Below are 20,588 nucleotides of genomic sequence, written 5' to 3' on the forward strand. Positions count from 1 at the left end.
CCGGTCCCGCGTCACCCGTACGGCGCAGCACCGAGGCGGACGGCGGCCCGGCGCAGGAGAGTGGATCCCGTACGTCCCCGACCCGTCCGCCGACCGATCGCATCCGCACCGGGAGACCCCATGGCCTGCCTCACCCGTCGTGACCTCGGCCTGCTCGTCCTGCGCGTGGGCACCGGCGCGGTCCTCGCCGCGCACGGCTCGCAGAAGCTGTTCGGCTGGTTCGGAGGCGGCGGCCTCGAAGGGACCGCAAAGGGCATGGAGGCCATGGGATTCCACCCGGGCCGGGAGAGCGCCATCGCCGCGGGGCTCGGCGAGGCGGGCGGCGGGGCGCTGCTCGCCCTGGGCCTGGCCACTCCGGCCGCCGGTGCGGCGGCCGCGGGCGCCATGGCCGGGGCGGTTTCGGTGCACGTGCCCGCCGGATTCTTCAACCAGGGCGGTGGCTTCGAGTACCCCGCCTTCCTCGGCTTCACCGCGGCCGCCATCGGAGTCGCCGGGGCGGGCCGGTACTCCCTCGACCACGCGACCGGCCACCGCTTCGACCGGCCGTGGGTGGTGGCCGTGGCCTTCCTCGGCAGTGCGCTCGCCGCGGCCGCCGTGCTCGGCAGGCGGGCGCAGGGCCAGGGCGAGGCCCAGCCCGAGGACGACCAGGAGCCGTCCGAGGACGCGTTCTCGGGCGGCCGCCCGGAAGGCGTCGAGGAGTAGTCGGACTCTGTCCGGCGTCGGCGCGTACCCCGCCCGGGGACGCGACCCTCTGTCCCACAGGAGTGTGCCGCCGTGCTGCGCACCAGGTGACGGCGACCTCGCACGTGGAGTGCGTGGCCATCCTGGAACCTGCGAACAAGGGTGCCTGTCGTAGCGTCCCTGAAGCCAGGACAGCGGCCGCTGCGCAGCCGGAGTCCTGCAGGAGGGCGTCATCCACGACGTATGTTGACCCGCGGACCGTCCGACGGCGGTTTGCCGCGACCGCATTGTTGGGCAGTGTTGCCGCGCGCAGCCCGTACATCTGACGTCCCGGCCATGTCGATGCCGTTTCGGACCTGCCCGCGGGAGCCGAGGTACTGACGGGACACATACGCCGTGGCGTGCCCGGACTTACGGTCACCGGAGTCGTCCGGGAACAACGCCCCGCCGTCGTGGGGCGCGGTCGGAAACAGGAAGAGCTGATTCATGGCTGTCCACCGGTCCGATGAAGGGCCGCACCCTCACCCTGCCTCAAGAAATCAAGACCCGGAACACCATCCACCGATCACGGCAAACCACCGCAGGTCAACCGGCCGCGGTGGGCGTGTGACCGGCCGGCCGGCGCCCGCGGTGCTGCCCCCATCGCTGCGCGTGCGGCTCGGGTTGATCGCGGCCTTCGCCGCACTGGTGGTCGTCGTGCTCGGGGTCCTGTCCGCCGGCCACAGCGAGCCCGGCAGGGTGGACAGGTGGATCATCCAGCCGACGGCGGACAGTGTGCAGCCGCCGTGGCGGTACGTCGCTCTGGCCACGGACTTCTTGGGGGAGCCCGCCGGAGCGGCGGCGCTGGTCGTGGCCGCCGTGACGGGCTGCCTGCTGCTGCGGCGTCCTCGCGCGGCGGTGCTCGTCGTTGCCGGCGCCGGCATGACCGTGGGGACGGCGACGCTGCTCAAGCACCTGGTGGGACGCACCATCCACGGCGACGGCAACCTGTCCTACCCGAGCGGGCACACCGCCTTCTTCACCGCGCTCGCCCTCGTGGTGGCGCTGCTCGCGACCTGCCGGCTCAGCCTCGGCAGGACGGCCGGCACGTCAGTCGTGCTCGCCGCGGGGCTGGTTGCCGGCGTCGCCATGGGCTGGGCGCAGGTCGCCCTGGGCGCGCACTACCCGACCGACGTTCTCGGCGGCTGGTGCACCGCGCTGGCGGTGACACCGGCGACCGCGTGGCTGGTCGACCGGATGGCCGACCGGCTGGTCGATCGGATGGCCGACGCCGGTCGGCGGGAGCTTCGCTGACGTCACGTCACGCCAAGCGGCGGAATACGGGCTTCACCGGTCGCCCGGCCAGCCAGGGGGTGGGGTCAGCGGCGTCCAGTGCCTTCCGGTACACCGCACATGCCTGGGCCACCACGTCGACGGTGCGGTCGATGTCGGCGTCGCCGAGCGCGCTGCTCACCACGAACGACGGGGCCAGCACCCCGCCCGCGAGGAGCCGGCGCAGGAACAGGGTGCGGTACTGCTGCGACGGCTGCCGGTTCTCGTCGAGGGTGGCGAAGACCAGGTTGCTGGCCCGGCCCCGGACGACGATGTGGTCGCCGACGCCCATGCCCGCCGCGGCCTCGCGGACACCGGCGGCCAACCGCTCGCCGAGGGCGTGCAGTTGCGCGGTGACGCCCTCCTCGACGTAGGTGGTCTGCACGGCCATCGCGGCTGCCAGGGAATGCGTTTCCGCACCGTGCGTGGTGGACAGCAGGAACACCCGGTCGCCGGAGTGACGCAGCCCGCCGCGCTCCATCAGCTCGCGGCGCCCGGCCAGCGCGGAGACGGCGAACCCGTTGCCCAGCGCCTTGCCGAACGTGGAGAGGTCGGGGACGACGCCGTACAGGCCCTGGGCGCCCGCCTCGGACCAGCGCAAGCCGGTGATCATCTCATCGAAGATCAGTACGCAGCCGTGCCGGTCGGCCAGCTCGCGCAGGCCGGTGAGGTAGCCCGGCGGAGGCTCGGTGTGGCCGGCGGGTTCGAGGATCAGGCAGGCGACCTCGTCCTGGTACCGGGTGAGCAGCTCCTGTGTGGCGGCCAGGTCCCCGTAAGGGAAGGACACGGTGAGCTCGGTGGTCGCCGCCGGAATGCCGGCGGACATCGGCGTGGTGCCGATGAACCAGTCGTCGACGGAGAAGAACGGATGGTCGCCGCAGATGGCCACCCGCGGGCGCCCGGTGACGGCGCGGGCGAGGCGCACCGCGGCGGTGGTGACGTCGGAGCCGTTCTTCGCGAACTTCACCATCTCGGCGGTCGGCACGGTGGCAAGGAAGCGTTCCGCAGCCTCGACCTCCACGATGGACGGCCGGACGAAGTTGCTGCCGCGGTCGAGTTCCCGCCGCACCGCCTCGATCACGCGTGGGTGGGCGTGGCCGAGGCTGACCGACCGCAGGCCGGAGCCGTACTCGATGTAGCGGTTGCCGTCGATGTCCCACACATGCGCACCGCGGCCGTGGCTGATGACCGGGGCCAGGTTTTCGGGGTACTGGTCGTCGCCCTTGGCGTAGGTGTGCGCGCCCCCGGGGATCATCGCGTGCAGCCGCTCATTCGCCGTCCGCGACCGGGGCAGGAGGAACTCCTCGGTCTCTTCGGTGTGTTCGGTGTCCACGCCGACCCTCACTTCTCTCTGTGCTTCAGGACCTCGGCGAGGCTCGGCGCCTCCCGGTCCCGCTGGGACATCGATGTGACCGGCAGCGGCCAGGGAATGGCGAGCTCCGGGTCGTCGAAGGCGATCGTCACGTCCTCGGCCGGATCGTGCGGGCGGTCGATCCGGTACGAGGTGTCAGCGGTTTCGGTCACCGCCTGGAAGCCGTGCGCGCACCCCGCCGGGATGTACAGGGTCACCTGCGTCTCGTCGGACAGCTCGAAGAAGGCCCGGTTGCGGTAGGTCGGCGAGTCCGTTCGCAGGTCCACGACGACGTCGAAGATCCTCCCGTACGAGCACCGCACCAGCTTGGCCTCGCCGGCGCCGGAGCGCAGGTGCAGGCCGCGCAGCACGCCCCGTACCGAGCGGGACACGCTGTCCTGGACGAAAGCGTCCGGGTCGAGGCCCACCGAGCGGACCACGTCGGCGTCGAAGGTGCGGCAGAAGAAGCCGCGCTCGTCGGCGTACGGCGTCGACTCGAACAGGTACGCGCCGACGATCGCCGGGACTTCGGTCGCCTTCATGGAGCCTCCCGCAGGGCGTGGGCGTGGTCGGCCGCAGGGAACAGGGCCGTGGTCAAGGCGGTGAACTGGTGCTCAAGTTGCCGGGCGGCGGCCAGGTTCCGCTCGGCGAGGGTCCGCCGCAGCTCCGCCGAGTGCTTCTCCAGGGCCCGGAACCGTTCGAGCAGCCGGTCTGCGTCCACCTCGCGAGCCGGGTGACAGTACGCGGCAAGACCCATCTCCGCCATGAGCGCGTCGCTCTTCGCCGCATAGCTGAGTGCGAGCGTCGGTGTGCCGACCTTCAGCGCGCAGATCAGGTTGTGGTACCGGGTCGCCACCACGGTGTCGGCAGCCGCCGTCTCCTTCATCAGGTCGGCCAGCGAGGCCGCCTCGGCGGCGGTGACCAGCGGCGAGTCCACCGCGTCGAGGATCGCCGCGACCACCGGCGCATCGCACTCGTCGCCGGTGAGCAGCCGGACCGCCCTGCCCTCCTCAACCAGCGTGCGAACGAAGCGGGTGGTCCCGTCGAGGTAGCGCCGGTGGATCTCCTCGGCCCGGGCGCGGTCGTCGTTGCCGCCGTGGAAGTCCATGACACCGACGCAGACCGGGCCCGGCGGGCCCGAGGGTCCGCCCGCCCGCGGCGTCGGCAGGGCGAATGCGAGGTCCGGGTAGACCTCGTCGCGCGCGGTGTTCACGCCCATCGCCCGCATCGCGTCGCGGGACAGGGCGTCGCGGTACGACCGGTAGGTGGCCAGCCGTGCCGACCAGCGCACCAGGGCCCGGGTCGGCCGGTTGCCGATCGCGTCCGCGCCGACGCTGACCAGCGCGACCCGGGTGCCGAACAGTCGGCCGGTCGCGCAGAGCAGGAACAGCGAGTACGGGAAGCCCCACGGCCGCAGCGGCAGCGTGGCCTCCAGGACGCCCATACCGGGCACGATCACCACGTCGTGCCGGCGCACCCAGGCAGCGGTGCGGAAGGCGTCGACGAGTTTGCCCAGGCCCTTCGCCGCGATCGCGCCCGCACGCAACGCGGTCCGGTACTCCCCGCGGTACCAGTGCAGCCGCGTCGCGGGGATCCCGTACCGGGCCGTGACGACCTCGGGTCCGCCGCACAGCGCGTCCACGACCGCCTCCGGGTGCTCTGCGCGGAGGTACCCGAGCACGGCCTCGAGCGACCCGTCGTTGCCGAGGTTGCCGGAGCCGAGCAGGCCGAACACCCCGACGCGCACCGGAGTTTCGTCAGCGGACGTCATGCCTGCCTCCCCTCACGGCCGGCGACGAGGGCGTCGACGGAGACGGTGAGCCGGCCCGGGTCGACCGGGGCGCGGTCCTCGACCCGCTCGCCGGCGCCCGGCCGGACCCGGCTGGTCATCCATGCGGCCAGGTGGCGGTAGCACGCGCGCCGGTCGGCCGGGGACAACGGCGCCCGCCGGATCGCCGAGGCGAAGCCCCAGACGTACTCGGCGAGCAGCCGGGGCGTCGGGTGCAGCGGGCCGGCCCGGCGCGGGTCCAGGTTGACGCACCGGGCGCGCTTGCCGGGGTTCGCCCGCTCGGCGCGGGTGGGATGGTCGCGGCGGAAGTACAGCAGCTCCGGCACCTGGTGGAAGGGTCCGTGCAGGGTGATCTCGGCGACGAACGTGCGGTCCGCGTGGTGGTAGCTGTCGTGCGGCTTCACCCGGCGCAGCACGTCTGCCCGCATCACCCCGTAGAAGTCGTCGCCACCGGGCTCGAAGAGCAGGCTGCGGAAGCGCTCGGGCGGGTGCGGCGAGTCGGTGGCGAGTCGGTACTCGTACGGGACCTTCACCTGGCCGTCGCCGTCGATGACCGCCTGGCCGCTGTGCGCGAGGATCACGTCCGGCCGCTCGTCCAGCGCCTGAACGCAGCGCCGCAGCAGGTCCCGGGCGTAAAGATCGTCGTGCGAGGCCCACTTGAACAGCTCGCCGCGGCACTCGGTGAACACGTAGTTGTGGTTCGGGGCGGCGCCGATGTTGCGGGGCAGCCGGATGTACCGGATGCGCGAGTCCTGCGCGGCGTACTTGCGGCAGATCTCCTGAGTCCCGTCGGTCGAGGCGTTGTCGGAGATGACCAGCTCGAAGTCCTCGTAGGTCTGGCCGAGCAGGGCGTCGAGCGACTCGGCCAGGTACTCCTCGCCGTTGTACACGGGCAGGCCGATGCTCAGCCGGGGTTGGGCGGTCATGACGTCCTCACTTCGGGGATGGGGTTGTGGTGGCGCTCGCGCAGGGCGGACCGCAGCTGCAGCCACCACACGGCCGAGGCGCAGACGGTCGCGGCGGCGACGCCCCAGGCCGAGCCGATCGTGCCTGCCACGGCCGCGCCGCCGAGCCCGCCGCCGACGTAGCAGGCGGAGGCGAACAGCTGGCAGCGCAGGCTGCGCCGGGCCGCGGCGAGCGCGCGCAGTCCGGCTGCCGCGCCGCTGCCGAGGCCGGCGCCCGCGACGCCGAGCGTGGCCGGCACGATGAGCTCCGAGGCGGAGTGCCAGACGCCGCCGAGTACGAATTCGCCGACCCGGTCCGGCGTCAGCAGCAGCGCCGCACCCCAGAGCAGCGCGGCGGCGGCCTGCCCGCCGCCCAGCAGGAGGCAGAACCTGGCAAGGCGGTGTGGGGCCTGCCGCAGCACCCGTGCCGCCTCCGCGACGGTGACCAGCGAAAGACCCATCAGCACGGCGAGGAACGGGCCGAGCAGGTGCTCGGCACCCCGGACCGCGCCCACCGCGCCGACCCCGACGATCGCGCCGAGCCCGTACGCCCGCAGCTGGCTCGCGCCGCTGAGGCTGACGTTCTCGACCAGGTACCGGTAGCCGAGGTCGCGCTGCTCGCGAAGCCACCCGCGCGCTTGGGTCATCGGGGGCCGGATGCCGGACTGGAGGCAGCCGTACCCCGCGGCCACCGCGGCGGACGCGCCCCAGGCGAGCACGAAAGCGGCCACGCTGCCCACGCGGGCCGCCACCACCATGGCCGGGACGAGCGCAACGCCCCACACCAGGTCGTTGGCGAACGCCTTCTGCCCGGTGCCGGCGGCGAAGAACGCGAACCGCCAGGCGTCCTGCAGCAAGAGCCCCGGCAGTACGACGCCGAGGCAGACGAACGCGGGCCCCACGCGGCCGCCGAGGCCGAGCCCGACCAGCAGACACACTGCGCCGAGAGCGGCACCGACGCCGAGCGCGGCACCCGACGACCGGGCCGCCGCCGCGCGCCAGGACGCGGCCGGCACGCCACTGAAGCGCACCACGAGCGGGTCGGTGGCCAGCCCGCGGGAGACGTTGAGCACCACGCCGTAGGTCAGCCAGGCAAGGCTGAACACGCCGAACGCGGCCAGCCCCAGCGAGCGTGCCACGTAGATCCCCACCGCGAAGTTGGTCATGCTGGAGGCCGCCTGGTCGGCCAGTCCCCAGGACAGCCGGCCGACCATGGCCCGCTTGGCGGTCGCCGCCGTTGGCCTCGTGTTCTCCCCCTCGGTGGTCGTCGGCGTCATGCCTTGATCAGCCCGGCGCCGTGCAGGGCGTCGGCCGCGGCGGCGACGGTGTCGAACGGCAGGCCGGACCGCTCGGCGACGTCCAGCAGACTGTGCTCGCCGTCGGAGAGGCTGAGCACCCAGAGCATGGCCATCTGGGCCTGCTTCGCGTCGCTGCGGCCGCCGAGCGAGTCGTACAACCCCCGTCGGCCCAGCTGTGGTTCGCCGTAGGGACTGAGGTTGAGGTACCGGCGGTTGCGGTCAAGGAGGGCGAACGCCTCACGGCAGACGGCGAGAGTGTCCTCCATCGCGTCCGGGAAGACGAAGTCCAGGTTGTCCGCCGAGGTGTGGTACTCGGGGTAACTGGCGTACGGGGTCCGGCTGAGCGAGCCCACGCCGAGATCGAACCCGGGCGAGCAGAACTGCCGCTCGTCGTAGCCGTACGGAGTGAACTTGGCGACTTGGTGCGGGCGTTCGGAGGCGAGAAGCACGTGCCGCATCACCCGGTCGATCTCCGCGTCGCCGCGCCTGCTCTGCTTGTACGTCAGCCGGCCCGAGTCGCCGGCGCAGGCCAGCACCAGCCCGTGCTTGACCCGTTCGATCCGCTCCGCGTTGCGGGCCAGCCAGGTGATCGCCCCGATGGTGCCGGGCGCGAACAGGAACCGGTAGGTGTACCACGGCGTTTCCTCCGCCAGCGCCTGGGCCAGGAACGTCGCCACCGCGATGCCGGCCAGGTTGTCGTTGGCCAGCGACGGGTGGCAGACGTGGCAGGAGACGATCACCTCGTCGGGGACCTGCCCGGGGACCACGTGCTCGGCGTAGGTGAGGTGGCCATCGGTGAGTGTGGAGTCGATGAGCACCTCGTAGTCGCCGTCCGGCAGTGCGTCCAAGGTCTCCTGGGCCAGGCAGAACCCCCATTCCGGCTGGTAGTAGCTGGTGCGGTACGGCACCCAGGCCGGGTGGTCCGGCAGGGTGTGCAGGTGTCCACGCAGCTCGGCCAGCGGCATGGTCGCCGACACCGGCACGCTGTAGCCGAGCACGTGCAGGCTGGACGCGGCGAAGTCGACGACCCGGTTGCCGGCGGTGTCGGCGATGTACGCGTCCCGGATGTTCCACTCCTGCGGCACCGTCCAGTCGAGCACCTGCGTCCCGGTCGGTACCTCGTGCACCTGCAGCGGGACGTACTCGTCGACGATCTCCAGGGTGGCGCGCACACCGTCGCCGGTGATGCTCCGGCACAGCGGGTACAGCCGCTCCACCAGCGCATGCATTTCTTCGCCGGACGAGGTCATCGGCGCCACCGCAGGGTGCCGTCGACGGCGCCGGCCTCGGACGCCGCGCGCAGCACGGCAAGGCGGGTGAAGCGTCGCTCGAAGTCCTCCCGGGTCAGCCCGAACTTCCGGTAGGCGTCGGCGAGTTCGAGCGCGCCCTGCTTCACCGTCCACTCGCAGTCGAAGCCGGGTATCGCGGCGCGGAACCGGGAGAAGTCCACCCGGTACGACCGCGGATCGGCACCGGTCTCCCCGGTGATCACCACCTTCGATCCGGATACCGCCTCGGCGACCTGCTCGGCGATCTCGGCGACCGTGACGTTGTTGATCTCGCTGCCGATGTTGAACGCCCGGTCGTGCACGGGTTCGCGCGGCGCGACCAGCGCGGCCGCGAAGGCCCGTGCGATGTCGGCGGCGTGCACCAGTGGGCGCCAGGGGGTGCCGTCGGAGAGCACAAGCACCTCGCCGGACAGGAGCGCGTGGCCCACCAGGTTGTTCAGCACGATGTCGGCGCGCAGCCGGGGCGAGTAGCCGAAGGCGGTGGCGTTGCGCATGAACACCGGGCTGAAGTCGCCGTCGGACAGCGCGTGCAGGTCGTCCTCCACCCGCACCTTGGACTCCGCGTACGGCGTCACCGGGCGCAGCGGGGCGTCCTCGGTCACCAGGTCGTCCCCGCCGGCGGCGCCGTAGACCGAGCAGGTCGACGCGTACAGGAAGCGCCGCACTCCGGCGTCGCGGGCCAGCCGGGCAAGCCGTACGGACGCGTGGTGGTTGATGTCGTAGGTGAGATCCGGCGCCAGCGATCCCAGCGGGTCGTTGGACAGCGCGGCCAGGTGGATCACGGCGTCCACCCCCGCCACGTGGTCGGCCGTGACGTCGCGCAGGTCCACCCGATGTCCCGGCGGGTCCGCGGGCGGCGGGCCAAGGACGCAGTCGGCGAACAGGCCGGCGTCAAGACCGACGACCTCGTGTCCGGCGGCCGTGAGGACCGGGGCCATCACGGTGCCCAGGTAGCCCTGGTGTCCGGTCAGTAGTACGCGCAAGGTTCAGTCCCCCAGATTGAGCGTGAGTTTGGTGACGGCGAACGCCTCGGCGTAGCGCGCGTGGCATTCGATGCCGCGGATCCGCGCAAGGCCGAGGAAGGCCTCCCGGTCGTACCAGGGCCGGTGCCGCTGTGAGGGGTAGAGCTCCTGCAGCAGCCGCACCTTCCGTTCGGCGATCTCCGGCGAGAGCGGCTGGTACGCCGGCGGACGGACGAGATCACCGTCCCACTTGACGATCTCGTAGCCGAGCACGAGGTGGTCGCGGAATGCGGTGGGTACCAGCTTCGCCAGGCCGCCGTGATCCTGGTGCGCGTCATCGGTGCGCGGGGCCAGCACGAGATCCGGCTCGGTCCGCGCGCGCAGCTCCTCGACGGCGGCCTTGGCCTCCTCCCAGTGGGCGGGCAGCCGGCCGTCCGGCAGCTTGAGCACGGTCAGCCGCAGGTCGGCGCCCGGGCAGAAGGCGGCGAGCGCGGCCCGCTCCTCCTGCTCCCGCTCGCTGCCACCGCCGGAGAGCACCAGCGCGTCGACACGGGTACCCGGGTGCGCGAGGCACATCGTCAGCAGCGTGCCGCCGGCGCCGATGGCGATGTCGTCGCAGTGCGCGCCCACCGCGACGATCCGGTCAAGGCGGCCTGCCCCGAGCCGGATCACGCGGTCCTCGCCCCGGCGCCGTCCCTGCTGCCGGTCGCGCTCGCCCCCGCGCCGTCCCGTTCCCACACGGCCCACGGGCGGTCGCCCCGGGCGTACGCGTCGTCGAGCGCTGCCCGCTCCTTCACGGTGTCGGTCGGCTTCCAGAAGCCACGGTGCTGATGCGCCACCAACCGTCCGCACTTGGCCAGTTGGGCACATCCGTCGGCGACCAGGTCCCCGTTCTCCGGTATGTGGTCGAAGACCTCCTGGCGGAGCACGAAGTAGCCGCCGTTCTCCCACAGAGGCATGTCGCTCACCGCGGTGATGCCTCCTACCAGGCCGTCCTCGCCCAGGTCCACACAGTGGAACGAGGACTGCGGCGGCACCACCATCATCGACGCACCGGCGTCGCGCCGGGCGAACCGGTCGATCATCTCCGGCAGCGGGGCGTCGGTGAGCACGTCGGCGTAGTTGGCGAGGAACATCTCGTCGCCGTCCAGGTGGTGCCGCACCCGGCGCAGCCGCTCCCCGATCGGTGACTCGATGCCGGTCTGCACGAACGTGATCGTCCAGGAGGCGATGTCGGTGGACAGCAGCTCGGTCTGCCCGCCCCGCAGCACGAAGTCGTTGGACGTCGTCTCCTCGTAGTTGAGGAAGAAGTTCTTGATGTGGTGAGCCCCGTACCCGAGACACAGGATGAACTCCGTGTGCCCGAAGTACGCGTAGTAGCGCATGACGTGCCAGATCAGCGGCCGCGGGCCGACCATCGCCATCGGCTTGGGCATGTCGTCGGCGGCTCCACTGCGCATACGCAGCCCATAACCGCCGCAGAACAGAACGACCTTCATGGCTTGACCTCGACAATGCTCAGTTCCGGGATGGGAAAGACCAGCCGGCCGCCCCAGGCGTGCACGAAGGACAGTTGCTCGACCAGCTCGTCCCGCAGGTTCCACGGGAGAACGAGGACGTAGTCCGGTCTGTCGGCGGCTATCTGCTCGGGCGGCAGGATCGGGATGCGGGTGCCCGGGGTGAACCTGCCGTGCTTGTAGGGGTTGCGGTCGACCGTGTACGGGAGCAGGTCGGGCCGGATGCCGCAGTGGTTGAGCAGGGTGTTGCCCTTGCCCGGGGCGCCGTAGCCGACGACCGTCTCGCCGCGCTCGGCCGCCTCGATGAGGAACCGCAGGAGGTCCCGGCGCACCTTGGCCACCCGAGCGGAGAACTCGGTGTATCCGGAGAGCTCCTGCAGCCCGGCGGCCTTCTCCCGGTCCAGCACGTCGGCCACCTGCTGGGTCGGCTCGCCGGCCACGTCGGCCGGCCGGGCCCACAGCCGGATGGAGCCGCCGTGCGTGGGCAGCAACTCGACGTCCACGAGCGCGAGTCCGCCGCTCGCCAGCGCCCGGATCGCGGACGCGACCGTGTAGTACTGGAAGTGCTCGTGGTAGATCGTGTCGTACTGGTTCTCCTCGATCAGGGTCAGCAGGTGCTGCACCTCGATGGAGACCCAGCCGTCATCGGCGACCAGGGCGCGCAGCCCCCGGGTGAATCCGACCACGTCGGGGATGTGCGCGTACACATTGTTGGCCACGACCAGGTCCGCCGGGCCGTGCTTGGCGCGGACGGCCGAGCCGGTGGCAGGGTCCAGGAACTCCGTGAGCGTGGGCACTCCCGCGTCCCGCGCCGCAGCGCCGACGTTCACCGACGGCTCGATGCCGAGGCAGCGGATGTCCCGGTCCACCACGTGCTTCAGTAGATATCCGTCGTTGCTCGCCACCTCGACCACGAAGGCGTCGGGGCCGAGACCCACCCGCTGTACGGCGTCGGCGACGAACCTGCGCGCGTGCTCCACCCAGGAGGTCGAGTAGGAGGAGAAGTACGCGTACTCCTTGAACGTCTCCTCCGGCGTGATCAGCGGCGGGATCTGCGCGAGCCAGCAGTCGGTGCAGACCCGCAGGTGCAGCGGGTACGCAGGCTCTGGCGTGTCCAGTTGGTCCGCGGCGAGAAAACTCTCACACGGCGGGGTCGCCCCCAGATCGACGACGCTCGCCAGCGTCGCCGAGCCGCAGAGTCGGCATCGTGTCATGTACTGCCCCCATCCCTGCTCGCGCGGGTGCCCCGCCGCGAGCCAGCGTTTCCGTTCCCTACCGGCGGCGCGCTGTCCCCGCCGCCGGACCGACCCGCGATCGCGGTGCGGTACCCCTCCACCAGGCGCTCAAGGCCGACGGCCGGGCTGAACCCCTGCTCGTAACGGCGCCGGGCCGCCTGGCCCATCTCCCGGTTGCGGTCCGGCTCCGCCGCGATCCGGCGTATGCAGGACGCGAGCGAGGCTGACTCGCCCGGCCGGTGCAGCAGCCCGGTCACCCCGTCCTCGACGAGTTCGACGAAGGCGCCGTGACCGGCGGCGACGGCCGGGACCCCCGCCGCCATCGCCTCCACGACCACCAGGCCGAACGCCTCCAGCCACGTTGAGGGAGCCACCACGGCCACCGACCGCGCGATGGCCTTCTGGCACTCCGCCGTGTCGTACAGGCCGACGTACCGCACGTCGTCCCGGCCCGCCGCCCAGGCGGTCACCTCTCGCTCCAGCGGCCCCGCGCCGGCGACCACGAGCGGCACGCCCACACCGCCGTTCGCGGCGATCTCGTCCCACGCGGCCATGAGCAGCCTCACGCCCTTGGCCTCCGCGAGCCGGCCGAGATAGAGCAGATGGTCGCCGGCGCTCGTTCGGCGGGCGCCCGGGTCGGGCACGAAGTTGTGCTTCACCGCCAGCCGCTCGGGTGGCATGCCCGCCTGCACCAGGACGTCGCGCTGCGCCGCGGAGATGCAGAAGAAACGGTCCACGCCGGACCACCACCGCCGCCGGTTGACCGACAGGCTGACCGCGAGCGGCACCGTCGCAAGCCGGGAGTTCCGGTAGCAGCCGTGCCGGACGGCGGGCAGCGGCGCCGCCCCGACGCACTCGGTGCACGGTCGGCCGTCCCGCTGCAGCGTGCCGGGCGGGCAGACCTGGGTGTAGTTGTGCAGCGTGGCCACGGCGGGCACGCCGGCGTCGGCGGAGGCGGCAAGCACCGCGGGCGACAGGAGCGGGAAGACGTTGTGGACGTGCACCACGTCCGGCCGCTCGGTGCGAAGCCGGGTGGCGAGTTCCGCGCGGACCGCAGGGTTCCACGGCACAAGCAGCGGCACCGCGGCTTTGGCAAGCAGGGACCGGGCGGCGATGTCGTCGCTGCGCCGTTCGAACACCTCGACCCGGTGGCCGGCCGTGCGCAGCAGCTCCACCTCCTGGTCGACGACCTTGTTCTCCCCGCTCGGCTGCGCCGAGGCGTAGTGGTTGTGCACCACGAGGATGTGCATGCTCAGGTCACCTCCGATCTTCGGGCCCATCGTGGGATGCGTCGTCGAGGGACTTCGGGCGTCGAGAGGGGAGCGGCCGCGGCAGGTGCCGCCAGCAGCGAGGCGGCCAGGGCCAGATGCAGCAGATAGGGCGAGGCGTCGCCAAGGCCGGCCTCGGTGTACGACGCGATCGCGCAGTAGCTGATCAGGAAGATCGCGCAGGCCCTCGGCAGCGACGGTGGCCGCAGCAACGCGACGCCGCCCAGCACGATGATGATCGCCGCCACCAGGGCGACGCCCGTCATACCCTGCTCGTGGTAAACGGCCAGCCAGCTGTTGTCGATCGGTAGCCCGCCGAACGACTTGTCGCCCAGGCCCGCGCCGAACAGGTGCTCCGAGGCCGTGCGGGGTGCTGCCAGCAGGGCGTGCCAGACCTTGGCCCGACCGGTGAGGCTGGTGAAGTTCTCCTGGCTCTGTCCGCGCAGGAACCACGCCTGCAGCGCGGAGCTGAACCCCACCGCGGCCACGGCGGCGCACAGCACCGCCCAGATGAAGAACCGGCGGGCGGCGGCGCTGGTCAGGATGAGCGAGCCGATCGCCAACGTCAGCCCGATGAACAGGCCGAGCGTGGCCGTCCGGGTATGGGTCAGAGCGAGCAGGACGAGTGACGGCACGATGACTACCGCGGCGCTGGCCTTGTCGGTCCGGCGGCCCAGTACGAGCAGCACGGTGAGCCCGATGATCACCGCGGCGTACTGTCCGATCTGCGGCGGGGTGAGCGGCCACAACGCGCCGACCAGCCGCCCGCCGTAGAGCTCGGGCATGGCCGCGCCCGGTGAGATGACCAGGCCGGCGGCCACCGACCCGAGCACCGCGAAGTACATCCGGATGTGGTGCCGGACGAACGTCAGGCTGCCGTCCCACCAGCGGCCGAGCAGCCACAGCGTGCCGATGAAGAGAGCCAGCCGGGCACAGCGGAACAGCGCGCCGAACCCGGACTCCAGGTTGGCGCTGGAGATCACGCTCGGCACCAGCAGCAGGGTGAGCAGGAACACGAAGGCGCTGGGTCGGATGCGCAGCTGGAGATTGACCGCGAGCGCCAGCGCGAACGCGGCGACCAGCGCGCCCATGGTGACCATCTGGATGAGAGAGCGGGGCAGCGGGATGACGGTCTTCGCCCCGGCGGAGCCGAGCGTGTTGAGGACCAGCAGCCCCCAGACCGTCCCGACGATCTTCGACGTGTGGTCCGTGTGGTCTGGGCTCATCTCAACCACCGTCCCGTGCGCGGAAGGTGCTGCCCGCGTCCTGCTGGTACGGCGTGCCCTGCCACTGCCCGGAGTCGAGTATCCGGCTCGGGTCGTGGGCGACGAATTTCCATGGGCCGAGGTAGACGTTGTCGTGCCAGCGGTTGTGCTGCTTGCGGGTGATCGCCTCGGCCACCCGCTCGCCCTGGTACGGCGACCAGTCCGGATAGGTGCCGTAGTTGGCCAGCACCGCCATTCGGTCGCACTTCGCCGTGCAGTCGACGACGGACGTGTCCAGCACGAAGCGGTTGCCGTGGATGTCCACCCGCTGCGTCTTCCACCGGCAGTCGCCGTAGAGCGGTGCGGTGGCGATCGCCGGCTGTGCGCAGCTGTCGGTGTTCTTCACCAGCAACGTGCAGTTACCGGACGAGGTGTTGGCCGGGCTGTTGCAGAACCGGTCGGCGTTTTCCCAGAGGGTGATCCCGGACCAGTTGTTCTCCAGCACGTTCCGGTAGATCTCGATCTTGTCGGTGCGGGCCCGGATGCGTGGTTCGCCGCCGGACTCGGACAGGTAGATGGTCGCGAACGGGAAGTTGTCGCCGCGGTCGGCGTACCTGCGGCCCTCGACCCAGTTGTTCCGCCGGATCGTGTTCTTCCGGATGACCGCGTTGTAGCTGGTCTCGTAGATCAGCGCGGCACCGTCGTTGGCCTCGAGCACGTTGTCCTCGATGCGGAAGTCGTTGTTGTTGGTGTCCGCCCATAACCCGGCTCCGCGGTTGTCGTGCACCCAGTTGCCGCGTACGTCGGCGCCGTTGACGGCCCAGAACTTGACGCCTCCGGTGCAGCCGCAGCCCGGCCGCCGCCGCTCCCAGTCGTCCCTGTTGTTGCCCACGATTTCGTTGCCCTCGACCACCAGGCCGCTGATACGGCCGGTGGCCTTGTAAGCGTTCATGCCGTACTGACCGTTGCCGCGCAGGCAGCTGGCGCTGACCCGCTGGCGGGCACCGGCCATCAGCCCGGCGCCGGAGTTGTTCTGGATCGTCGCGTGCTCGATCACCCACCCGTCGGCCGAGTCATGGTTGACCACGCCCTCGTCATGCGGCGCGACGAAACCTTGCACGGTCAGGTGGCGGATGGTGACGTTGCGGGCGGTGCCGCCGAACGCGTATTGGTTGGTCTTCCGGCCGTCGAGCACCGCGCCTGGCGCGCCGAGGTAGCTGTTCCCCTCCTTGGGGATGACCTGGGCGTAGCGGTCCGGCCCGAGCCTGTGCTTGCCCGGTCGAAGCCAGAACGTGGTGTTCGGGGGGCTGCTCTTGGTCTTCGCAGCCAGGTCACCGACCACCGCGGGGTCGACCGTCACCGCGCCTGCCGGCGCCTTCGCCGGCCCGGCCGCGGGCTTGGCGCACACCCGGGTCACGGGCGTGGACGGCGCAGCGGTCGGCTTCGCCCGGGCGCCCGGCGTGCTCTCACAGCCGCTCGCCGCCAGCAGGGCCAGCGCCAGCGATGCCGCCGCCAATGCCCAGTGCCGCCTCTTGATCCCCACGCGCCCCCCTAGCCGCGGAACTTGAGTACGGTGGTGAACTCCCCCAACAGCGCAGTGCCGTCGGCGAAGCCGGTGCCGACCAGCGTTGTGGTGGGTTCCTTGCGCCCGAAGCCGGCGGAGTACCAGCCCAGCGGCGGGTCACTCTCGCCGCGATGCGCCCGCCAGGACAGCTGCCCGGGCAGGTCGAGCACCGCGGAGCGGTCCTCGCCGTCCCGGGTCCAGGTGAGCACTGCCCGGTTCCCCACCAGGTCCGCGGCGATCGCCGGGCCGAGGTGAAACGCCAGGCGGGCGGCCCGGCGCGGGCCGCGCACCTCGTCAACCACCCGCAGCTCCTTAGCTGCGGCCGTCAGCTCCACCAGGCGGCGGTGCACGGAGCGTTGGTAACCGTCGTGCTCGGCACACCAGCGGGCCGTCCCCCCGTCGGAGGTGCCGGATGTGTCCGGGACCAGGACGCGGCTGCGGGTATGCCGGGTCCACAGGAAGGGGCCGCCGGAGACGGACTGGTCACCGCCGTCCAATTGCAGGGTGTTGTGGCCCAGGGTCGACCGGAAATATTGCCGCCACTCGGGCTGCCCGTGGTAGCAGTACGTTCCCGGGTCGGCGAGCACGTCGACCCCGTCGTGCCGGACCTCCAGGGACAGCGCGTCCGCGTGGGCATGCGCGGCGATGGACAGGAAGCCGTGCGGACCACCGTCGCAGCGGCACCAGATCTCTTCCGGACCGCGCAGGATGGTCATGCCCGCGTCGGCGAAGTGGCCTGGTCGGCTTGCCGGTCGGGTCACGGCCGGTGCGGTTCCATCTTTCGCGTACGGCCGGATGAGCGCGGCCAGCATCGGGGTGCGCACATCGGTGCCGGTCACCGCCGGCCACCAGGCGAGCCGGCCGAACACGGCGTCCCCGGTGGCCAGCAGCGAGGCCCAGCGGTCGGTGCCCGCGCCGTCCAGGACCAGACCGTGTCCGTCGTCCGCGTCCCCCTGGCGCGGCGGCCGTAACCGGCTGTCCACGATGGCCGCGAGCGCGTCGGTCATCCGCAGCAGCACCAGCCGGATCGACGCGGGGACCGGCACGCCGGCGGCATCCGCCTCGGCCACCGCGGCCAGGCCGAGTTCCAGCACCAGTCCGTGATACTCGGTGGCCAGCTCGCGGTTGAGGCCGGAGTCGAAGGTGTTGCTTCGCAGATGCCGCTCCAGTGACTGCAGCGCGCCGGCTCGCCAACGCGCCGAGGAGGGGAACCACCCGAACGCGCAGGCCGCTGCGAACTGCCCGGCGGCCTCGGCGATGACGTGGTTGTTCGCCGAAGACCCCCGGCTGGGGAAGGCGGCCAGCCAGCGCTGGTGGTGCCAGATCTGGTTCAGCGCCACCGGGTTGCCCTCGAACAACCCGGCCACGCCCGGCCAGCCGTCGAGCAGCCGGCGGATCCACACCCAGGACAGCAGCCGGATCCCCAGCTCGATGCCGCTGATCCAGTGCACTCCGCGCAGCGGCGCGTTGGCCGCCCACCACGACCGCAGGTGCTCGGCCACTCGCTCGGCGTACCGCTCGTTCCCGGTGACCGCGTAGGCGGCGGCGAGCACGGTGAGGTACTGATGCCGGGACAGCTCCCAGATCTGCTTGATGTCCCCGACCGCGTCCTCGTTCCGGTACGGCACGTCGAAGGCGTAGCCCCACGGAGCCCGGCGCCCGGTCTTCGGGTCGCACCACCAGTCCGGGTCGGCCAGGTCGTCGCGGACCACCCCGAAATACTCGACGTGCCCGTACATCAGCCGGTCCGCCTCGGCGATGAGACGTTTCGCGGCGTCCGGTGGCACCGCGGCGATCGTCCCGGCGGGCAGTACCGCGGTGAACCGGGCGCCGGTCACGCTCGGGCAGTCCGGCCGCGCAGACCGCCACCGCCGCCTGCGCACCGCGTCGCCCGCCCGGCCGCCGACCTCCCGCGGTCCCATCCGGGACAAGCGTCGCAGGTACCAGCCCGCGCTCAGGGTCATCGCGCCCTCGCCAACGTCACCGGCGCTCCGCCCGCCAGGCCGGCCTGCACGGCGAGGGTGGCCGCCGTGGTGGCGACCAGCGACTCCAGCGGCACCGGCATCGGCCCGCCGGTCCGCACGGCCTTGATGAACGCGGCCAGCTCGGCGGACTGGCCCTTGTCCCGCGCCTTGGGAAGCCGCGAACTGACCCACCGCTTGCGGCCGACTGTGCCATTGAAGAACACCGAGGCACGGACGAAGTCGTCGAGCCGCAGCACCTTGCCGTCCGCGACAAGGTCCAGCGTCTCCTTGGGGAAGCCGGCCGCGCCGGTGGTGACGTAGCTGATGGTGGCGGTGGATCCGTCCGGGTAGCGCAGCACGACCTGCAGGTCCTCGTTGCCGGACGTGGCGACCGCGTACACCGATACCGGGTCGGCCTCGAGCAGCCAGCTCGCCGTATCGATGAAGTGTCCGCCCTCGCCGGCGAACCGCGAGCCCTCGGTGCCCCGTTGGAGATACCAGCTGCCGTGCTGCAGCCGGCCCGCGTTGACCAGGTAGCGGAGGCTCGCCGGACCGGTCCGGGTGCCGAACCGCTTCCTGGCCTCCTGCAGCAGCGGCGCGAACCGGCGGTTGAAGCCCACCTGCAGCCGGTCGTTGCCGGACTCCTCCACCGCCGCGAGCACACCGGCCAGCTCGTCCTCGGTGAGCGCCAACGGCTTCTCCACGAACACCGCCTTGCCGGCAAGCAGCGCCCTTCGGGTCAGTTCGGCGTGCGAGCTGTGCCGGGTGACCACGAACACCGCGTCGATGGACGGGTCGCCGAGCACGGCGTCGAGATCGGTGGTCGCCTCGGCGAAGCCGAACTTCCGCTTCGCGTTGGCCGCGGACAGCGCCGTCGTGGTGACGACCGTGGACAACTCGACGCCGTCGCGCTGTGTCAGGTGCGGCAGCAGCATCGACGTCGCGTAGTTTCCCGCGCCGGCGAACGCCAGCCGAACCGGCGCCTTGGCGGCCCGGGCCGGGGTGGACGCTCCGCCGCTGCGTCGCACCGCGGGCACGGCCACCGCCGGGGCCTCCGCTTCCTCCTTCTGTTCGGGGTACCGGAACAGCACAGCCACGGCCTTCAGGTCGCCGTCCTTCAGGCGCTGGTACGTCTCGACGGCGTCATCGAAGTCGGCGATGTGGGAGACCAGGGGCTCCACGTCGACGCGGCCGCGGGCGAGGAGATCGAGGAAGCACGCCAGGTTGCGGCGCTCGGTCCAGCGCACGTAGCCGATCGGGTAGTCCCGCCCCTCGAGCTCGTACTCCGGGTCGTAGCGCCCGGGGCCGTACGAGCGGGAGAACCGGACGTCGAGCTCCTTCTCGTAGTACGCGTTCCACGGCAGGTCCAGGCGGCACTTGCCGATGTCGACGACCCGGCCGCGGTCCCGGCAGAGCCGGGCGGCCAGCTCGACGGGCTGGTTGCTGCCACCGCCGGCGGCCAGGTACACCTGGTCCACGCCGTGACCGCCGGTGAGCTCGGCGACGGCAGCTTCGACGGCTGCGGACGCGGGATCGCCGCAGGCCGCGGCGCCCAGGCGCTCGGCCAACTCGCAGCGCACCGGGTCCGGGTCGACCCCGACGACGCGGACTCCCGAGGCGGCAAGGAGCTGCACCACCAGCTGTCCGATCAGCCCGAGGCCGATGACCAGCGCCACCTCGCCGAGCTGTGGCTCGCCCCGGCGGACGCCCTGCAACGCGATCGACCCGACGGTGCCGAAGGCCGCATGCCGCGGCGCGAGTCCGTCCGGCACCCGGGCGTAGAGGTTCTTCGGTACCCAGTTCAGCTCGGCATGCAACGCGTGCTCGTTGCCGGCGCAGGCCACGAGGTCACCGACCGCCACATCGTCGATCCCGGTGCCGACCTGCTCGACCACCCCGCACAGCGAGTAGCCCAGCGGCGTGTAGGAGTCCAGCTTGCCCATCACCTTGCGGTAGGTGGCGGGCACACCGTTGGTGGCCACACTCTGCATGACCTTGGCCACCTGATCCGGACGGGAGCGGGCCTTGCCCAGCATCGACATGCCGGCCTCGGACACCTTCATGAGCTCGGTCCCGGTGGATATCAGCGAGTAGGCGGTGCGGACCAGCACACCGCCCGGCTTGCACCCCGGCACCGGCACGTCGAGCACCGCCAGCTCGCCGCTCTTGTAGTTCTGAACAACCTGTTTCACCCGAGCTCCTCTTGTTTC

17 protein-coding genes are annotated in these 20,588 nt (G+C 71.7%); 2 read left to right on the top strand and 15 right to left on the bottom strand.

Annotated features, from left to right (window positions below):
* Window positions 1–120 precede the first annotated feature (120 nt).
* Window positions 121–702 (top strand): DoxX family membrane protein, encoded by a 582-nt coding sequence (locus tag SLUN_RS34515; protein ID WP_108153844.1) that lies wholly within the window; start codon window positions 121–123, stop codon window positions 700–702.
* A gap of 585 nt (window positions 703–1,287) precedes the next feature.
* On the top strand, window positions 1,288–1,974 hold the full coding sequence (locus SLUN_RS34525) for a phosphatase PAP2 family protein (protein WP_108153846.1): 687 nt from the start codon (window positions 1,288–1,290) through the stop codon (window positions 1,972–1,974).
* Between the two features lie 7 nt (window positions 1,975–1,981).
* Here SLUN_RS34525 and SLUN_RS34530 read toward each other — a convergent pair whose 3' ends face one another.
* The 15 genes from SLUN_RS34530 to SLUN_RS34600 are packed head-to-tail and all read right to left on the bottom strand — an operon-like array spanning window position 1,982 to window position 20,570.
* Window positions 1,982–3,325, bottom strand: a complete 1,344-nt coding sequence (locus SLUN_RS34530; RefSeq protein WP_108153847.1) for a glutamate-1-semialdehyde 2,1-aminomutase — start codon at window positions 3,323–3,325, stop codon at window positions 1,982–1,984.
* 8 nt (window positions 3,326–3,333) lie between these two features.
* Entirely contained in the window at window positions 3,334–3,885 is a 552-nt protein-coding gene (locus tag SLUN_RS34535) for a dTDP-4-dehydrorhamnose 3,5-epimerase family protein (protein ID WP_108153848.1), read from the bottom strand.
* Window positions 3,882–5,114: a polysaccharide pyruvyl transferase family protein gene (locus SLUN_RS34540; RefSeq protein ID WP_108153849.1), complete on the bottom strand. Its 1,233-nt coding sequence runs from the start codon at window positions 5,112–5,114 to the stop codon at window positions 3,882–3,884. The genes SLUN_RS34535 and SLUN_RS34540 overlap by 4 nt, the downstream gene beginning before the upstream one ends.
* Window positions 5,111–6,058, bottom strand: coding sequence for a glycosyltransferase family 2 protein (locus tag SLUN_RS34545; RefSeq protein WP_108153850.1), 948 nt, complete (start codon window positions 6,056–6,058; stop codon window positions 5,111–5,113). Before SLUN_RS34545 ends, SLUN_RS34540 begins: the two co-directional genes overlap by 4 nt.
* Entirely contained in the window at window positions 6,055–7,353 is a 1,299-nt protein-coding gene (locus SLUN_RS34550) for an MATE family efflux transporter (protein ID WP_108153851.1), read from the bottom strand. The genes SLUN_RS34545 and SLUN_RS34550 overlap by 4 nt, the downstream gene beginning before the upstream one ends.
* On the bottom strand, window positions 7,350–8,624 hold the full coding sequence (locus tag SLUN_RS34555; protein WP_175313022.1) for a DUF4910 domain-containing protein: 1,275 nt from the start codon (window positions 8,622–8,624) through the stop codon (window positions 7,350–7,352). Before SLUN_RS34555 ends, SLUN_RS34550 begins: the two co-directional genes overlap by 4 nt.
* Window positions 8,621–9,646, bottom strand: coding sequence for an NAD-dependent epimerase/dehydratase family protein (locus SLUN_RS34560; RefSeq protein WP_108153853.1), 1,026 nt, complete (start codon window positions 9,644–9,646; stop codon window positions 8,621–8,623). Before SLUN_RS34560 ends, SLUN_RS34555 begins: the two co-directional genes overlap by 4 nt.
* A 3-nt stretch (window positions 9,647–9,649) precedes the next feature.
* Window positions 9,650–10,297 (bottom strand): PIG-L deacetylase family protein, encoded by a 648-nt coding sequence (locus SLUN_RS34565; RefSeq protein ID WP_108155101.1) that lies wholly within the window; start codon window positions 10,295–10,297, stop codon window positions 9,650–9,652.
* The gene (locus SLUN_RS34570; RefSeq protein WP_108153854.1) at window positions 10,294–11,124 is read right to left on the bottom strand and encodes a glycosyltransferase family protein; all 831 of its coding nucleotides are present in this window, start codon (window positions 11,122–11,124) and stop codon (window positions 10,294–10,296) included. Before SLUN_RS34570 ends, SLUN_RS34565 begins: the two co-directional genes overlap by 4 nt.
* Window positions 11,121–12,356, bottom strand: coding sequence for a class I SAM-dependent methyltransferase (locus tag SLUN_RS34575; protein ID WP_108153855.1), 1,236 nt, complete (start codon window positions 12,354–12,356; stop codon window positions 11,121–11,123). Before SLUN_RS34575 ends, SLUN_RS34570 begins: the two co-directional genes overlap by 4 nt.
* Window positions 12,353–13,627, bottom strand: coding sequence for a glycosyltransferase (locus SLUN_RS34580; RefSeq protein ID WP_108155102.1), 1,275 nt, complete (start codon window positions 13,625–13,627; stop codon window positions 12,353–12,355). The genes SLUN_RS34575 and SLUN_RS34580 overlap by 4 nt, the downstream gene beginning before the upstream one ends.
* A 2-nt stretch (window positions 13,628–13,629) precedes the next feature.
* Entirely contained in the window at window positions 13,630–14,871 is a 1,242-nt protein-coding gene (locus SLUN_RS34585; protein WP_108153856.1) for an O-antigen ligase family protein, read from the bottom strand.
* A gap of 1 nt (window position 14,872) precedes the next feature.
* On the bottom strand, window positions 14,873–16,393 hold the full coding sequence (locus SLUN_RS34590) for a right-handed parallel beta-helix repeat-containing protein (RefSeq protein ID WP_108153857.1): 1,521 nt from the start codon (window positions 16,391–16,393) through the stop codon (window positions 14,873–14,875).
* 8 nt (window positions 16,394–16,401) lie between these two features.
* Window positions 16,402–18,378 (bottom strand): alginate lyase family protein, encoded by a 1,977-nt coding sequence (locus SLUN_RS34595; RefSeq protein ID WP_108153858.1) that lies wholly within the window; start codon window positions 18,376–18,378, stop codon window positions 16,402–16,404.
* Window positions 18,375–20,570, bottom strand: a complete 2,196-nt coding sequence (locus SLUN_RS34600; RefSeq protein WP_108153859.1) for a bi-domain-containing oxidoreductase — start codon at window positions 20,568–20,570, stop codon at window positions 18,375–18,377. Before SLUN_RS34600 ends, SLUN_RS34595 begins: the two co-directional genes overlap by 4 nt.
* Window positions 20,571–20,588: the final 18 nt, after the last annotated feature.

This window comes from Streptomyces lunaelactis (assembly GCF_003054555.1).
GTDB classification, from domain to species: domain Bacteria; phylum Actinomycetota; class Actinomycetes; order Streptomycetales; family Streptomycetaceae; genus Streptomyces; species Streptomyces lunaelactis.

Excerpts from the sequence above, each read along its gene's own strand:
- SLUN_RS34595 (WP_108153858.1), bottom strand. The coding sequence starts at position 18,378 with ATGACCCTGAGCGCGGGCTGGTACCTGCGACGCTTGTCCCGGATGGGA.
- SLUN_RS34550 (WP_108153851.1), bottom strand. The coding sequence starts at position 7,353 with ATGACGCCGACGACCACCGAGGGGGAGAACACGAGGCCAACGGCGGCG.
- SLUN_RS34535 (WP_108153848.1), bottom strand. The coding sequence starts at position 3,885 with ATGAAGGCGACCGAAGTCCCGGCGATCGTCGGCGCGTACCTGTTCGAG.
- SLUN_RS34580 (WP_108155102.1), bottom strand. The coding sequence starts at position 13,627 with ATGCACATCCTCGTGGTGCACAACCACTACGCCTCGGCGCAGCCGAGC.
- SLUN_RS34585 (WP_108153856.1), bottom strand. The coding sequence starts at position 14,871 with ATGAGCCCAGACCACACGGACCACACGTCGAAGATCGTCGGGACGGTC.
- SLUN_RS34555 (WP_175313022.1), bottom strand. The coding sequence starts at position 8,624 with ATGACCTCGTCCGGCGAAGAAATGCATGCGCTGGTGGAGCGGCTGTAC.
- SLUN_RS34570 (WP_108153854.1), bottom strand. The coding sequence starts at position 11,124 with ATGAAGGTCGTTCTGTTCTGCGGCGGTTATGGGCTGCGTATGCGCAGT.
- SLUN_RS34545 (WP_108153850.1), bottom strand. The coding sequence starts at position 6,058 with ATGACCGCCCAACCCCGGCTGAGCATCGGCCTGCCCGTGTACAACGGC.
- SLUN_RS34515 (WP_108153844.1), top strand. The coding sequence starts at position 121 with ATGGCCTGCCTCACCCGTCGTGACCTCGGCCTGCTCGTCCTGCGCGTG.
- SLUN_RS34575 (WP_108153855.1), bottom strand. The coding sequence starts at position 12,356 with ATGACACGATGCCGACTCTGCGGCTCGGCGACGCTGGCGAGCGTCGTC.
- SLUN_RS34540 (WP_108153849.1), bottom strand. The coding sequence starts at position 5,114 with ATGACGTCCGCTGACGAAACTCCGGTGCGCGTCGGGGTGTTCGGCCTG.